The following is a 15,745-nucleotide window of genomic DNA, read 5'->3' as shown; positions in this document are numbered from 1 at the left end:
TTCGCTGAACCTGTTGGCCGCATGACGGCTGCGCCCATTTAAGTCGATATGACCATTCAATACCTCGCTGCCAAAAATACATGCGCATCAAGTTCAAAGAACAATTTCTCTAGGAATCATTAGCTAAGAGACAAAATTTGCGATCTCTGCTGGCCTCTTGAGGTACGAACCTCAAAATTATCTGGACTTGAGGTGCGTACCTCAAATAGCCTTGGATGTATGCCGCGATTCGCACATCCTCGATTGACGGCGCAAAAAAGGGAGGAATGGATGACTTACACAAAACTGGCCTCGGCCAGCGCAATAGTCTTTGCCGCTACTACTCTTTCTACCAAGGCAAATGCTGAAGATCTGACACTCTGTTGGGCTGCATGGGACCCGGCCAACGCGCTTGTTGAGCTATCAAAAGAATTCGAAGCAGAATCCGGCCACTCGATGAACTTCGAATTTGTTCCCTGGCCAAATTTTGCGGACCGGATGCTGAATGAACTGAACTCTGGGGGTAAGCTCTGCGACCTGCTGATTGGTGACAGCCAATGGATCGGCGGCGGCGCCGAAAACGGCCACTATGTCCAACTGAACGAATTCTTCGATGCTGAAGGCATCAGCATGGACGATTTCGCGCCGGCCACGGTCTATGCTTATTCGACTTGGCCTAAGGGCACACCAAATTACTACGCACTGCCTGCGATGGGCGATGCGAATGGCTGGTTCTATCGCAAGGACTGGTTCGAAAACCCCGAAATTCAAGCTGCATACAAAGAGGCGACTGGTCAGGACCTACGTGAACCGCAGTCTCAGAAAGAGTTGTTGCAGATCGCGCAGTTCTTCCAAGGTCGTGAGATCGACGGCAAGACCGTCTATGGGGCAGCAATCTTTACCGAGCGCGGCTCGGAAGGGATCACCATGGGTGTGACCGGAGCACTGTATCCTTGGGGCTTCAAATACGAAAACACCCCGGGCTCATATGACATGGAAGGCGCCGTAAACTCACCGGAAGCGGTTGAGGCGCTCGAGTTCTATAAAGAATTCTACAAAACGGCGACGCCTCCTGGATATACCAACTCCTACATGGGTGAGAGCTTGGATGCATTTAAGTCCGGTCAGGTCGCTATGGCTATGAACTGGTTTGCGTTCTTCCCTGGTCTATATGCCGATCCCAATACAGGCGGTGACAAGATCGACTTCTTCGTGAACCCACCACAAAATCAGCCAGGCTCGACACTCGGCGGACAAGGTATTTCTGTCGTCAGCTACTCTGACAAACAGGACGCCGCACTTGAGTACATTAAGTGGTTTGCACAGCCGGAAGTTCAGGCCAAATGGTGGGAACTTGGAGGCTATTCGGCACATAACTCGGTGCTGGAAGATCCTGGTTTCGTAGACAGCCAACCGTTTGCCGGTGACTTTCTGGAAGCAATGGCTGGAGTTCAGGATTTCTGGCAAGAGCCCGCCTATGCGGAACTGCTGCTGGCAATGCAGAAGCGCATCCACGACTACGTGGTTGCCGACCAAGGCACAGCTCAAGAAGCGCTAGATCTTCTGATCGAAGATTGGACGGAAGTCTTCGAAGACGAAGGCAAGCTGTAGTCTGGAGGCAGCTAGGAGCGGGTGCAATCCCGCTCCACCTTCACCCGTGAGTCCGAAACCAAAAAGAACTGGCAAAGAGATGTCTGACAGGACCGTAGATCGCGTTGCGCAGGCAACGCCCGAGCGAGTTGCGCGAAAAATCCGAGGGTTATCCGACCGCGCGATCGCCTGGATATTCATCTCACCAACGATTTTTCTATTGCTGGCGATCAACATCTTTCCTTTGATCTGGACCATCCAACTGAGCTTTACCAACTACAAGGCCAACCGGATCGGGCGTGAAGTCAAAGATGTCGGGCTCAGGAATTACGAGCGCATCCTGACAGACTCGGACACTTGGCTGAATATGCAGGCGACGGCGCATTTCCTGTTCTGGACAATTTTTTTCCAGGTCCTGATCGGGTTTACTCTAGCATGGTTGATCAACAAGAAATTTAAGGGCAACGATCTTTGGACCACGATTATCGTGCTGCCGATGATGCTGTCTCCTGCAGTCGTCGGGAACTTCTGGAAGTTCCTGTATCAACCTCAAATCGGCCTGTTTAACTACATCGTGTCCTGGTTTACCGGCAAGGACCCATCGAGCTTTGAAATGCTGGGATCGGTCACGTTGGCCCCGTGGGCGATCGTGATTGTCGACACCTGGATGTGGACACCCTTCGTGATGCTAATCTGTCTGGCCGGTCTGCGCAGCATTCCCGACTACATCTACGAGGCAGCTGAGATCGACCGAGCCAGCAAGCTGCGGCAGTTCTTTACGATCACCATCCCGATGGTGTTGCCGTTCCTGATGCTGGCCGTGCTGTTTAGAGGGATCGAGAACTTCAAGATGTTCGACCTAGTGGTTCAGCTAACCGGTGGAGGGCCCGGTTCTGTTACGGAACTCACTTCAATCAATCTCAAGCGGGAGGCTTTTGAAAAGTGGCGTACGGGCTATGCCTCGGCCTATGCGATCATCCTTTTCGTCACCGTGTTCGGCCTTGCGTCGATCTACGTCAAAGCCCTGAACAAGGTGAAACAGAGATGAGTAGTTTTTCCGTCACTGAACCTTCGAACCGGTCCAAGTGGATCGCAGGCTTCTTGGTCATTACTTACGCGCTGATCACGATGATCCCGCTGGTTTGGATTTTGCTAACTGGCTTCAAGTCTCCAGCCGATGCGATCAGCTACCCGCCCAAGGTTGTCTTTGACCCAACGCTTGAAGGCTACGTCAATCTCTTCACCACACGCACGCGGCAGACGCAGGAATTTCTGGAAGCGAACCCACCGCAGAACTGGGCCGATGAGATCGTGCGCCAATACGACATGGTGATTGTCGGACCATCCAAATTCGGTGAACGCTTTATGAATTCAGTTATCATCGGATTCGGCTCGACGTTCTTGAGTATCTTTCTTGGCACGCTGGCCGCCTACGCGTTCAGCAGGTTCAAAGTCCCATTAAAGGACGACCTGCTGTTCTTCATCCTCAGTACAAGGATGATGCCCCCGGTCGCTGTTGCCATCCCAATCTTCCTGATGTTCAGAAACCTTGGGCTGAGCGACACGCATCTGGGAATGATCCTGCTGTATACGGGTGTGAATATTTCCCTGGCGGTCTGGTTGCTGAAGGGTTTCATCGACGAAATCCCAAGAGAGTACGAAGAGGCCGCCCTCATAGATGGCTACACGAGGTTTCAGGCATTCTACAAAGTGGTTCTGCCGCAAGCCGCGACCGGCATAGCCTCAACAGCTATCTTTTGCCTGATCTTCGCCTGGAATGAGTACGCGTTTGCCGTGCTGCTGACATCCGCGAACGCACAGACTGCACCACCGTTCATCCCGACCATTATCGGTATCGGCGGTCTGGACTGGCCTGCCGTGGCGGCCGGTGCAACGATCTTCCTCATCCCCGTCATGATTTTCACCATCCTGATGCGCAAACATTTGCTGCGTGGGATCACATTCGGAGCCGTGCGCAAATGAGCGACTTTCTAACCGGATTGATGCGGCTCCGCCGCGGCCCATGGGAGATGGTCGCAACCATCCTTATCGCACTGGGTGTCTTTATGCTGATGCAGCCCTTTGTCCTTTGGGCCTTCACCTACTCTTTCATCGTCACGCTGATCGGAACCGTCATGTTCATCATCGTCAGCCATTTCCCGGAGTAGAAATGGCCCAGATCGTAGTCAAAAACGTAAAGAAGATGTTCGGCGACTTCACGGCTGTCCGCGAAAGCTCGTTCACGATTGAGGATGGTGAGTTTTTCATGCTGCTCGGGCCATCTGGCTGCGGAAAGACGACGACACTGCGGATGATTGCAGGGTTGGAGCTTCCAACGTCGGGTGAAATCTATCTGGACGGTGAAGAGATCAGCCAGCGGCCGCCATCAGAACGGGACATTGCCTTCGTGTTCCAGATGTTCGCGCTGTATCCCCACATGAACGTGCGCAAGAATATCAGCTACCCCCTGATATCGCAGGGCATGCCGCGTGCTGCTGTCAAAGCCAAAGTAGAGGAAGTCGCGGGAATTCTGGGGATCAACGACATCCTCGATAGCCCGGTTGGTGGACTTTCAGGTGGCGACAGGCAACGCGTGGCGCTGGGGCGCGCGATTGTTCGCGAACCCAAAGCGTTCATGATGGACGAACCCCTTGGTGCCTTGGATGCCGAGTTTCGGGAACACATGGCCGAAGAGTTGCGTGCGCTTCATGATCGCATGGGGGCGACCACTGTGTACGTCACGCATGATCAGCTGGAAGCCATGCAAATGGGCGACAAGATCGTGGTGATGAATAATGCTGTGATCGAGCAATTCGGCACACCTCAGGAAATCTACGACAAACCGGCGACGATGTTTGTGGCGGATTTTATCGGGTCTCCTTCGATGAACTTCCTGCCGTTTCAGGGAAAGGTCGAACCCGGCTCGGAAACGGTTCGACTGAACGGCCATGACGAAGCCGTACCGAGATTGATGGAAGGGGCGGAAGGTGAATTGGTTTTTGGTGTCCGTCCCGAACATGTTTTTCTATCGGATGCGAGCGCCTACCGGGCCAAGGTTCTGGCAGCGGAATATCTGGGAACCACTCAGATCGTGACGCTGCAAAGCCCGAATGGAGAACTGAAAGCCCGGATTGATGCACGCGAAGTTGTCGGTCCCGGTGAGACAGTGGGATTGGAGTTCCGCTCCCCCGCAGTAACTTTGTTTGAAAAATCTACCGGGCGCGCGTTGAGGTCCGCTCTGAACGACGAGGTACTAAGCAATGGCTGAAGTCGTTTTGGAGAACATCTCGAAGTCATTCGGCAACGTCACAGCGGTGGATGATATCTCAATGACGATCCCCAACGGTGCCTTTGTGGTGTTGTTGGGTCCGACTGGCGCGGGAAAAACAACGACACTGAGATTGATTTCAGGGCTTGAGAAACTGGACTCAGGAACAGTGCGCATCGCCGGGCGTGACGTTGGAATAGACACTCCCGCTCAGCGCGATGTAGCAATGGTCTTCCAGCAATACTCGCTGTACCCGCATATGACAGTGCGGGAAAACCTGTCTTTCCCTCTGCGGTCGCCGATCCTGAAAACACCAGAGGATGAGATCACGAGGAAGGTAAACGAAGTCGCTGAGATCCTCCAGATCCCGCACAAAATGGACAACAAAGCCACTGAATTGTCTGGCGGTGAAATGCAGCGCGTTTCAATTGGACGGGCGCTTGTGCGCGACCCCCAGATATTTCTGATGGACGAACCGCTCAGCTCTCTGGACGCCAAGCTACGGGCGGATTTGCGGGTAGAACTGAAGAGAATTCACGCAGATCTGGGATCGACTTTGCTGTACGTGACCCATGATCAGGTCGAAGCCATGACAATGGCGACGCATATCGGGGTTTTGGAAAACGGCCGGTTGGTGCAGTACGGAACACCCCGGGACATTTATGAAAACCCGGGCAGTGTTTACGTAGCCAGCCGGTTGGGTCTGCCTCGGATCAACATCTTGCCGTCCGAGTTGTTCGGAGGCGATCACAAAGGCCCGCAGATTGGCCTGCGCCCGGAAAACATCATTGAAGGCGAAGGCAGTGAAGCGCGTGTGATACGCGCTGAACATCTTGGGGATCAAACGCGGTTGCACCTGGACTTAAACGGTCACCCGGTTGTGACCTTGATTGATGTCCATCAGGACTATCCATCTGGAAAATTAATAAAAATCCGCCCACACAACCCATTGTATTTTGACGCGTCCGGCGCGCGAGTGAATTAAGGAGCAAAAGCATGGCCCAGTTCCTCAACACAAAAGAAACCCTGGTGACAGAGGCCATTGATGGTCTTCTAGCCTCCTCCGGAGGGCAACTTACCCGATTGGACGGATACCCGCATATCAAGGTTGTCTACCGGTCGGATTGGGACAAGTCGAAAGTCGCCTTGGTTTCTGGTGGAGGGTCTGGCCACGAACCCGCCCATGCGGGCTTTGTTGGTGCTGGTATGCTTACGGCCGCGGTCTGCGGGGAAGTCTTTGCATCCCCATCAGTCGAAGCGGTTTTGGCGGGCATTCTTGCGGTCACGGGTGAAGCTGGGTGCCTGCTGATCGTCAAGAATTACACCGGTGACCGGCTGAACTTTGGACTAGCGGCTGAACGCGCCCGTGCATTGGGTCGCAAGGTAGAGATGGTCGTCGTTGATGATGACATCGCCCTGCCCGACCTTCCGCAACCACGTGGCGTGGCAGGTACGTTGTTCGTGCACAAAATAGCCGGAGCGCTTGCAGAAAGTGGTGCTGATCTGGACACCGTCACCGCCGCAGCAAGACGCACCATAGCCAAGGTCGTCAGCATCGGTATGAGCCTGGACACCTGTACCGTTCCGGGATCTCCGAAAGAAGACAGGATCGCCCCCGGGAAAGCAGAGCTTGGCTTGGGTATCCATGGCGAGCCCGGTGTACAGCAAGTCGAATTCTCAAATGCTGTATCGGCTATGTCCACAGTTGTGGAGAAGCTGAAACAACGGGTGGGGTCCGGGGATTGTGTGGCGTTGGTCAACAACCTGGGTTCTACAACGCCGCTGGAAATGGCTGTCCTCACGCATGCGCTGGCCGAAACTGGTATTGCCCACCATATCATTGGCCCGGCCCCAATGATGACATCGCTGGATATGCACGGGTTTTCTGTTTCTATTCTGCCGGTAGATCAGGACGATTTATCGGCGCTTAAAGCGCCTGTTGACCTGGCGGCTTGGCCCGGCGTCAATTCCATCGACTCGATAAAAGTAGCGCCTTTGCCTGATGGTTTGACTCCAATCGATCCAATTCCTTCGAACAATCCCTCCACAAGGGAAACGATCACCCGGTTGTCTGAACTGCTCATCAACGCAGAGAAGAACCTGAACGAGCTGGACGCGAAATCCGGAGATGGCGATACGGGAAGCACACTCGCCACTGCCGCAAGAGCTTTGCAAGGTAGCCTTGACCGCATGCCGCTTGCTGATCTGACGCAACTATTTCCGGCACTAGGCAATGAGTTAAGCCAGACAATGGGTGGTTCTTCCGGCGTGATACTCGCAATTTTCTTCAACGCAGCTGGCGATGCCTGTGCGAGCGGGGCTTCGGTACCGAAGTCTCTGGTCGAAGGACTGAATCGCGTCAGTCAGGTTGGGGGTGCCAAGGTCGGTGATAGGACAATGATTGACGCCCTGGCACCAGCACTTGCCGCACTACCATCTGGTCTGACGCATGCAGCCGAGGCTGCCCGCGAAGGCGCGAACAACACCGCAAGTATTCGTCGTGCGAAGGCGGGCCGCGCGGCCTATGTTCCCGAAGAAAACCTAGTTGGACATAACGATCCCGGCGCTGAAGCTGTTGCTTTGTTGTTTGAAGGCTTAGCACGGGAGATTGAGGGCTGAAGAACACGTGGAAGATCAAAAACAAAAACTAGAATTGGTGAAAAAGCCAACCGTTAATGACATCGCTCGCGTGGCGGGTGTTAGCCTGGCGACCGTTGATCGGGTCTTGAACAGGCGCCCCGGCGTGCGAGCAGTGACTGTACAGAAAGTACAGAAGGCGATTGATCAGCTGGGGTATGTGCGCGACACCGCCGCAGCCAACCTAGCGCGAAACCGCGTCTACAATTTCCTCTTTGTTTTACCAGACACGGACAACGAGTTTGTGGAGGCAATAAGCAGTCAGATCGCTGAACAAACACGTGACCAATTTATCCAACGGACGCGCATTGCAGTAAAGAACGTCGCTCCGTTCGAGCCGCAAGATATCGTCAACATTTTAGATGCTGTCGAAAGTTTGGACGTTGACGGAGTCGCCGTTTTCGGGCCCGAAACGCCTTCTGTCCGCGACGCTGTAAAAAGGCTCAGGGACAAAGGCGTTCCGGTTGTTGCCTTGGTGTCTGACTTGCCAAGTTCTGAGCGAGACCACTTTGTCGGAATTGATAACGTTTCGGCAGGACGAACCGCCGCTCAGCTGATGGGAAGATTTGTCCATCGCGAAGGCAAGGTCTTGGTCCTTACAGGATCCCGTTTGGCGCGTGACCACCTAGAGCGTCGTCAAGGCTTTGACCTAGTTGTGGCTGAGGAATTTCCGAACCTGGAAGTCGTAGCGTCTGTCGAGGGCCGGGATGACCCGGATCTGATTTACGGGATGATGCCCGAAATCTTTGAAACCTATCCGGATCTGGTTGGAATATACTCGTCAGCAGCGGGCAATGCGGGCCTGATTCAATTTCTTTCAGAGAACAAACTCAGCAAAGATCTAGTGATCATAGCTCATGAGCTTACTCCGCTCAGTCGTGAGGCGCTTAGGCTTGGCACATTTGACGCCTTAATCTCGCAAGATACCGGGCACATTGTTCGTTCTGCCGTCCGTCTATTACGCGCAACTTCGGACAAGGTTCCGTTCAACAAAGCACAGGAACGTATCCGTATCGACATCTATCTAAAGGAAAATTTACCGCCATAGAGGCTCAGGTTTTGGGGAGGAAATTTTATGAAAACAATCAAAGGTCCAGCTTTATTTCTTGCGCAATTCGCGGGGGACGAAGCGCCGTTCAATTCGTGGGACGCGATCACTAAATGGGCGGCTGACTGTGGATACAAGGGCGTTCAGGTTCCTAGTTGGGATGGCCGGTTGTTCGACCTGGAACAAGCCGCATCCAGCGCCAGTTATTGCGATGACTTTAAAGGCAAAGCCAAGGAAAATGGCGTCGAAATCACTGAACTTTCAACCCACCTTCAGGGCCAACTTGTGGCCGTTCACCCGGCCTATGACAGCGCGTTTGATGGTTTTGCAGCCGAAAGCGTCAGAGGAAACCCGAAAGCCCGGCAAGAATGGGCGGTAGACCAAGTTAAAAAAGCGCTATCTGCTTCGAAAAACTTGGGTATTACAGCGCATGCGACATTCTCAGGCGCATTGGCATGGCCCTATGTCTATCCTTGGCCGCAGCGCCCTGCTGGCTTGATCGAAACGGCATTCGAGGAGCTTGCTCGTCGTTGGGTGCCAATACTGGATCACGCCGAGGACTGCGGCGTTGACGTCTGTTACGAAATTCACCCAGGTGAGGACCTCCACGACGGCGTGACGTACGAGATGTTTCTTGAACGGACAGGCAATCACCCACGCGCTTGCATGTTGTTCGACCCGTCGCACTACGTGCTGCAATGCCTCGACTATCTGGACAATATCGACATCTACAAAGATCGGATCCGGATGTTCCATGTCAAAGATGCCGAGTTTAACCCGACCGGCCGGCAGGGTGTTTATTCCGGGTATCAAAGCTGGGTCGATCGTGCCGGGCGCTTCCGGTCGCTTGGTGATGGCCAGGTGGATTTCGGGGCGGTCTTTTCAAAAATGGCGGCGAATGACTTTGATGGTTGGGCAGTTGTCGAATGGGAATGCTGCCTCAAACACCCCGAGGATGGAGCGCGTGAAGGTGCTAAGTTTGTGTCAGATCACATTATCCGTGTTACCGAGAAAGCCTTTGATGATTTCGCTGATGGTGGCGCAGACGAAGCAGCCAATCGTAAAATGCTGGGGATTGAATGATGGTCACAGGACGCAATGAAGAAACCTCAGGCCGCATTCGACTTGGCATGGTTGGCGGCGGGAACGACGCCTTCATAGGCGGCGTTCATCGAATAGCGGCGCGACTGGACGACAAGTTTGAATTGGTTGCCGGTGCTTTGTCTTCGACGCCAGAGAAATCTCTTGAAAGTGGTCAGGCGTTGGGGCTCGAACGGGTCTATGAAGACTTCAAACAAATGGCGATAAGGGAAGCCCGACTGAAATCCGGAATTGAGGCGGTCTCAATTGTCACGCCAAATCACGTCCACTATGCATCCGCGCGCGAGTTCCTGAAACGCGGTATTCACGTAATTTGTGACAAGCCACTCACCTCGACCCTTGCCGATGCAAAAAAGCTGGTCAAAGCAGCGGAAAGCGCGAATGCCCTATTCATACTGACCCATAACTATACGGGCTATCCAATGGTCCGGCAGGCACGTGAAATGGTTGCTAACGGAGAAATTGGCAAGATCCGCGTGGTTCAGGTTGAATACCCCCAGGACTGGCTGACCGAGCAGCAGGATTTCAAACAGGCTGAGTGGCGAACCGATCCCGAACGCTCGGGCGCGGGTGGATCAACCGGTGACATCGGGACTCATGCTTACAACCTCGCTTGCTTTGTAACCGGGCTGAAGGCGGAAAGCTTGGCGGCGGACTTGCAGGCCTTTGTGCCGGGGCGCAAAGTCGATGACAACGCGCACGTGTTGCTTCGTTTCGAAGGTGGAGCGCGCGGTATGCTGTGGTCGTCTCAGGTGGCCCCCGGCAATGAAAACGCACTTCGTTTACGCGTCTATGGCGAAAAAGGCGGGTTTGAGTGGTCTCAGGAAGATCCCAATTATCTTTGGTTTACGCCATACAACGAACCCAAGCGTTTGATCACCCGAAATGGTGCTGGTGCTGGTGACGCAGCCAATCGGTTGAGTAGAGTTCCTCCGGGACATCCAGAGGGATATCTTGAGGGGTTCGCGAATATCTATGGAGAGGCCGCAGAGGCAATCCAAGCCTTCCGAAATGGGATTTCACCTGACGGGTCGGTTGTTTATCCAACGGTTCATGACGGACTCAATGGTGTTAAATTTGTGGCCGCATGCGTGCAAAGCTCTTCAAGGAATGCGGCTTGGGTCAGCTTAACTTAAAATCTGATTGTGGGCATAAGGCAGAAATCTTGGAAGGCAGCACGGCTATCTGCCAAAAACCGAAGCGCACCCAACCTCCAGATGAACACTCCGGAACAACAAACCGCGAACGTCTCTGAACGGCAGCTATGTGGCCCTATTGTTTTTTGCAGTTTGGCAGAATTATACAATCGCTAATGGCGGCGGGCCTTCTTCCCCTCACTTTCCTTTCGTGGACCAGCGGGATTTAGACAAGTCAAACGCCCCTGGCCGTCAGGGTGAGGGCACCGCCCTCCCCCTCAGGCAACCCTTTTAGACAGGGCCGTGTCCTCGGCTTTGCCTGCGGGCCGCACCCCCCCTATCGAATAGCGTTGCCTCGCCCCTCCTGTGTTCGCCACGTGGCAGATTAGCCCGAACAGGTAGCTTCGCTGTCGACCTGCAAATCAGGCCTGATTTTCCAAACGGGAAGTCAGATCAAACGAAACTGTCTGCTGGAGTCTGAAATAGCAGCGGCGTGTTAGTTGATGGCGCCTAGGTCAAGTTCAACTGATGTCCAACGCTGGGGGTGCCTTCTGATGTCGAACGTTCACCGCTTTTCTGGTCCAACTATGACAGTTGGGGCAGGTTCGGGTGACGTTCAACAAAGATGTCAGGCGACACATAGTTTTGCCATTCGGCGACATCTAAATCTTTGATTTCTAATTTGCCTTAAAAAGCACGACGCACGAGTCTTGCCATTTGCGACTCAAAGGTTTTCCATCAAGCTAAAACCATCGCACAGCGGCAATTGCCCTTCTGTTTAACCGATACAGGCAAAAGCCGTATGCATAGGCGGATCGCACACTCTAAATTTCTTTAGGTTGCAACGTGCGAAACATCCCTGTCTGGCGAATAGATGTCGAGGATGTTCCAATGTCCGGTCGTTGGTGTCGGGTTGTTGATCATTGGCACATCGAGCACGGTTGGCTTGCCACTGGCGATTGCCGTTTCCAGTGCGGGCAACAGTTCGTCGGCAGCGCTGAGTCTGTGCCCTTCCGCGCCGTAGGCTCTCGCAATGTCGGCATAGCCCGGTCCGTTTGCGGGTGCGGCGGCTGATCCGGGGAAAGTGGTTCCATAGGTCAGACCGTAATGCGCTTTTTGAAGGCCGGCGATAGTTCCGAAAGCGTTGTTGTTCATCACCAGCCAGATGATGCCCAGATCAAGTTCAACGGCCGTTGCCAGCATTGACGGGTTCTGACCGAAACCACCATCGCCAACCAGGCTGATCACCACACGATCAGGTGCCGCCAGTTTCGCGCCGATCGCACCCGGAGGGCCAAAACCCATCGTGGCAAAACCACCCGGGGTCAGGATTGAGCCAGGGGTCAGGATATCGAACTGTTGTCCGACACCGTTTTTGTTCCACCCAACGTCCGTCGTGATGATGGCATCTTCAGGCAGCGCTTTTCGGGTATCTGCAAGAATGCGCTCGGGCATCATCGGAAACGCAGATGAAGTTGCCATTTCCACATTGCGCGTTTTGAAGTTTGTTCGGAAGCCAGCGATCTTTTTTTCCAACGCGGGGCGTCTGAAACCCTCTGGATACATCTCGCAGGCCACCCGAATAAGCACACGAAGCGCGGCCTTGGCGTCCGCGATTACGCCGATCTCGGTCGGATAGTTCCGCCCGATCTCCTGCGGTTCGATGTCGATATGAATAACCTTGGAGCCGGGAATGTTGAACGTGTAGCCGGGATACCAGCTGGAGCAATCAGCCTCCTTGAAACGGGTCCCAACGGCAAAAATGTAGTCGGCATTCAGGCAGGTCTGATTAACCAGCTCGGTGCCCCAAAAACCAGTCATGCCCAGCACAAGCGGATGGTCGTCCCGCAACGCACCTTTACCCATCAGGGAATGCGCGACTGGCAGGCCCATATGTTCAACGAATTCGCGCAACTCTTCGCTGGCTTGCGCCAGCAGGATACCACCGCCGACATAGGCGACCGGGTTTTCGGCCTGTGCCAGAGCCTCAATGATTTCACGCGCGGTTTCATCATCTATAGACGGTTTCTTGAGCGCGCGGGTGTTGTCGCGGATACGATCAAAGCTGTCCGATGGGATCACCTCTGAAAAAATGTCCATGGGCACATTGACCAGAACCGGTCCGGGTTGGCCGCTTTCTGCCAGATGGAATGCCTTTTCCAAAATCTCGGCCATCAGGTCTGCCCGATCTACTCGCCATGCACGTTTAACAAAGGGGCGGTAGATCTCCCACTGGGCCGCATCCGCGTGCAGGTTCACTTCCTGATGCGGATGCTTGCCGTAGTAATGCGTGGGAATGTCGCCTGCGATCACAACCATCGGGACACAGTCCAGTGCGGCGTTGGCGACCCCGGTGGCGCAATTGGTCAGCCCCGGAGAGAGATGGGACAACACCACCGAGGCCTTGCCCGTCACGCGGGCATATGCGTCCGCCGCGTGGCTGGCGATTTGTTCATGACGCACCGTTACAAAATCAATTGGGCTTTCCGCCAATGCAGCTAAAACCGCGATATTGGTATGGCCGCATAGGCCGAACACATGCTTCACCTCACGGCGTTCGAGGAAGTCGACAATGTGTTCAGCTACGGTTTTTCCGTCCAGTTTCGCTCCGTCCATCACGCGACCTCCTGCCCGAAGAACTCACCGAACAGGTCCGGCTCCGAGGGGCGATCCTCGGGGATCGGACGGCTGACCCAGGTGTAGTTCATCATGTGTTTCATGGTGACGTTTTCATTGGTGATGTTGCCGCCCCAGATGCCGCAACCCAGGCTGCTGGTCATGGGCATCCCATTGGTCCAGGCACCTGCGTTGGCCTTGGATTGTGGCTGTCGCACCATCATGCGGCTGACCGGAGCCAGACGCGCCAACCGGTCAATGTGATCGTCATTATGGCTATAAATCCCACAGGAATGGCCCTTACCTCCGGTATTGTAAATCCGGCTGACCGTTTCCAGCGCGTCATCGAACGTGTCGAAGTGATAAAGCGCCATCAGCGTGGTCAGTTTTTCCTTGGAGAACTTGTGCTGCGGCCCGATTTGCCCCTGATTTTCAACCATCAGAAACTTGCGATCTTCTGGGATGCTAAAGCCGGCGACTTTGGCCGTTTGCTGAGGCGGACAGGCGATGGTCGGGAATGTACGGTTGCCCTTTTCGTCCCACATCGCCGCTTCGAGCATGGCCTTCTCATCATTCGAACACAGGTACCCGCCTTCGGCCTCCAGTGCTTTGATCATCTCGTTATAAACCGAGCGCTGGATGATTATGTTGCCGTCGGCCGAGCAGCCTGATCCAAAGTCAGAGGTCTTAGAAATACGAGTGTTCTGAGCGGCGATGTCCAAATCTGCGGTTTCATCGATGACGATGGACGAGTTACCCGCGCCGACGCCATAGGCCGGACGCCCCGAACTATAGGCCGCTTTGACCATCGGCTTACCGCCGGTCGCCAGCGTCAGATCGCAGATCTCCATGAGGTGTTGCGTCAACGGGATCGAAGGCTTGCGGATCGATTGAAACAGATCCTCGGGGGCACCGGCGGCACGGCAGGCCGCGCGCATGACCTCAACCATCTCGAAGGTTGTATGGGCGGTTCGTGGGTGCGGGCTGAAGATGACCGCATTCCGGGCATTTGCGGCGGAAACACCGGTCACTGGAGGTGTCATCGCCGGGTTGGTCATCGGGATCAGCGATGCAATCACACCGGCAGGCTTGGCATATTTCACGAGACCCTTCTCTTCGTCGACTTCGACAATACCAGTCGATGGGGTGCGCAGGACATCACGTAGTACCATGTGGATTTTAAACCGCTTCGCAGGGCGCCCTTCACGATCTCCGATACCGCTTTCGTCCACGCCTTGCTGGGCCAGGCGCGTGAAGGTTTTCTCATTCCCCGCATACCACGCGATGGCCTGAGACAGGCGGTCCAGCCTGTTCTGATCCCAATCCTCAATCTCGGCCATTGCAGCGCGGGCACGTGCCAGCATATCACCCGCCATGTTGCGGTCGTTTTCAGTGAGCTCTTTGCCCATGATGATCCTCTTGGTGTTTTGGAATTGCTGCATCGGGCATACGACGCTGTGACCGCGCCTCGCCGAATGTTCGCTTGGCGTGGCTGAGACAGCGACGCGCGTGTTCTTCATATCCCAACTCGGCAGCGCGGCTTTGGTTGGGCAATTCAATGGAATAGTCGACGGGCGGCATCCGTTCAATGATGCCGGTGAAATCGATCCAGCCTTCGCCAGGGTACAACCTTGCATCACGGGCCAACTGGATCATGCCCTCGCGCGTATCGGCGATGCCGGGCAGGCAGTCGGAGATATGCAGGAAGTGGAACAGGTCCGAGGGGACGTGCAAGAGCTCTCCGAGATCCACACGGCTGAGATGCAGGTAAAGCGTATCGACCAGAATACCGCCATTCGGTTGATCTGCGGCACGGACGATATCCAGCGCCTCGTCCAAAGTGCGCAAGCGCGAGAAGCTTGGAAACTCCAAGTCCACCGTCAGCCCATAGGGCGCCGCCAGTTCGCAGGTTTCAGAATAGACCTCGATCAGGAAGTCACGATCATCGCGGGTGTTGGTCCACGCGCTCATGATCATGCGTTTGGCGCCCAGTTCCCCGCCGATCTCCAGCGACGGTTCAAAATTGCGCGGGTCGACATCTTCGGTGATGCGCGCAAGCTCGACATCGAGGACTTTCAAGCCGGTCGTGGAAAGAGCAGTTTTGGTGGCCTGAACCTGCGCCCTGTCAATCGGTGATTGAGTGAATTCACCGGGCACATGCATCGGAATGAAGCGTGGGCTGACGGCATCGTAACCGGCCCGCGCGGCGATATAGACCAACTCGGGCGGCGTACAGCCAATCAGCGTCAGATGCGCCAAGGAATAGAGAGAGGGGCTTGCGCCAGCCTCTTCGGGTTTCGCCATGAACGACAGCTCCACGTGTCTGCGAATCTCAATTTCATCACACGTAGTAAAAAATATCTGATATTT

13 protein-coding genes are annotated in these 15,745 nt (G+C 54.7%); 10 read left to right on the top strand and 3 right to left on the bottom strand.

Going from position 1 to position 15,745, the window contains the following annotated elements:
• The first annotated feature begins 270 nt into the window (after nucleotides 1–270).
• The 10 genes from ACR0B8_RS17110 to ACR0B8_RS17065 all read left to right on the top strand — a co-directional run bounded on the left by ACR0B8_RS17110 (nucleotide 271) and on the right by ACR0B8_RS17065 (nucleotide 10,759).
• Nucleotides 271–1,590, top strand: a complete 1,320-nt coding sequence (locus ACR0B8_RS17110; protein WP_170362275.1) for an ABC transporter substrate-binding protein — start codon at nucleotides 271–273, stop codon at nucleotides 1,588–1,590.
• A 79-nt stretch (nucleotides 1,591–1,669) separates the two neighbouring features.
• The gene (locus ACR0B8_RS17105; RefSeq protein ID WP_170332156.1) at nucleotides 1,670–2,617 is read left to right on the top strand and encodes a carbohydrate ABC transporter permease; all 948 of its coding nucleotides are present in this window, start codon (nucleotides 1,670–1,672) and stop codon (nucleotides 2,615–2,617) included.
• A complete protein-coding gene (locus ACR0B8_RS17100) occupies nucleotides 2,614–3,552 on the top strand; it encodes a carbohydrate ABC transporter permease (RefSeq protein WP_010442361.1) in 939 nt (312 codons plus the stop codon). The genes ACR0B8_RS17105 and ACR0B8_RS17100 overlap by 4 nt, the downstream gene beginning before the upstream one ends.
• Complete coding sequence (locus ACR0B8_RS17095) at nucleotides 3,549–3,737, top strand: hypothetical protein (RefSeq protein ID WP_010442360.1); 189 nt, start codon at nucleotides 3,549–3,551, stop codon at nucleotides 3,735–3,737. The genes ACR0B8_RS17100 and ACR0B8_RS17095 overlap by 4 nt, the downstream gene beginning before the upstream one ends.
• A 2-nt stretch (nucleotides 3,738–3,739) precedes the next feature.
• Entirely contained in the window at nucleotides 3,740–4,837 is a 1,098-nt protein-coding gene (locus ACR0B8_RS17090; RefSeq protein WP_170362206.1) for an ABC transporter ATP-binding protein, read from the top strand.
• On the top strand, nucleotides 4,830–5,822 hold the full coding sequence (locus ACR0B8_RS17085) for an ABC transporter ATP-binding protein (RefSeq protein WP_480659148.1): 993 nt from the start codon (nucleotides 4,830–4,832) through the stop codon (nucleotides 5,820–5,822). Before ACR0B8_RS17090 ends, ACR0B8_RS17085 begins: the two co-directional genes overlap by 8 nt.
• 11 nt (nucleotides 5,823–5,833) lie before the next feature.
• Entirely contained in the window at nucleotides 5,834–7,456 is a 1,623-nt protein-coding gene (locus ACR0B8_RS17080; RefSeq protein WP_170362208.1) for a dihydroxyacetone kinase subunit DhaK, read from the top strand.
• A gap of 7 nt (nucleotides 7,457–7,463) precedes the next feature.
• Entirely contained in the window at nucleotides 7,464–8,522 is a 1,059-nt protein-coding gene (locus tag ACR0B8_RS17075; protein ID WP_226689171.1) for a LacI family DNA-binding transcriptional regulator, read from the top strand.
• A 27-nt stretch (nucleotides 8,523–8,549) separates the two neighbouring features.
• Complete coding sequence (locus ACR0B8_RS17070; RefSeq protein ID WP_170362210.1) at nucleotides 8,550–9,605, top strand: sugar phosphate isomerase/epimerase family protein; 1,056 nt, start codon at nucleotides 8,550–8,552, stop codon at nucleotides 9,603–9,605.
• A complete protein-coding gene (locus ACR0B8_RS17065) occupies nucleotides 9,605–10,759 on the top strand; it encodes a Gfo/Idh/MocA family protein (protein WP_217356096.1) in 1,155 nt (384 codons plus the stop codon). The genes ACR0B8_RS17070 and ACR0B8_RS17065 overlap by 1 nt, the downstream gene beginning before the upstream one ends.
• Before the next feature lie 834 nt (nucleotides 10,760–11,593).
• Here the strand turns inward: ACR0B8_RS17065 and ACR0B8_RS17060 are convergent.
• The 3 genes from ACR0B8_RS17060 to ACR0B8_RS17050 are packed head-to-tail and all read right to left on the bottom strand — an operon-like array spanning nucleotide 11,594 to nucleotide 15,679.
• Entirely contained in the window at nucleotides 11,594–13,375 is a 1,782-nt protein-coding gene (locus tag ACR0B8_RS17060; protein WP_226689173.1) for a thiamine pyrophosphate-binding protein, read from the bottom strand.
• Nucleotides 13,375–14,784 carry an aldehyde dehydrogenase family protein gene (locus ACR0B8_RS17055; RefSeq protein WP_226689174.1) on the bottom strand — a complete coding sequence of 470 codons (1,410 nt, stop codon included), beginning with the start codon at nucleotides 14,782–14,784 and terminating at the stop codon, nucleotides 13,375–13,377. Before ACR0B8_RS17055 ends, ACR0B8_RS17060 begins: the two co-directional genes overlap by 1 nt.
• Nucleotides 14,765–15,679 (bottom strand): sugar phosphate isomerase/epimerase family protein, encoded by a 915-nt coding sequence (locus tag ACR0B8_RS17050; RefSeq protein ID WP_226689175.1) that lies wholly within the window; start codon nucleotides 15,677–15,679, stop codon nucleotides 14,765–14,767. The genes ACR0B8_RS17055 and ACR0B8_RS17050 overlap by 20 nt, the downstream gene beginning before the upstream one ends.
• Nucleotides 15,680–15,745: the final 66 nt, after the last annotated feature.

This window comes from Ruegeria sp. BH6 (genome assembly GCF_056538105.1).
This window is presented reverse-complemented; position numbering and strand designations above follow the sequence as displayed.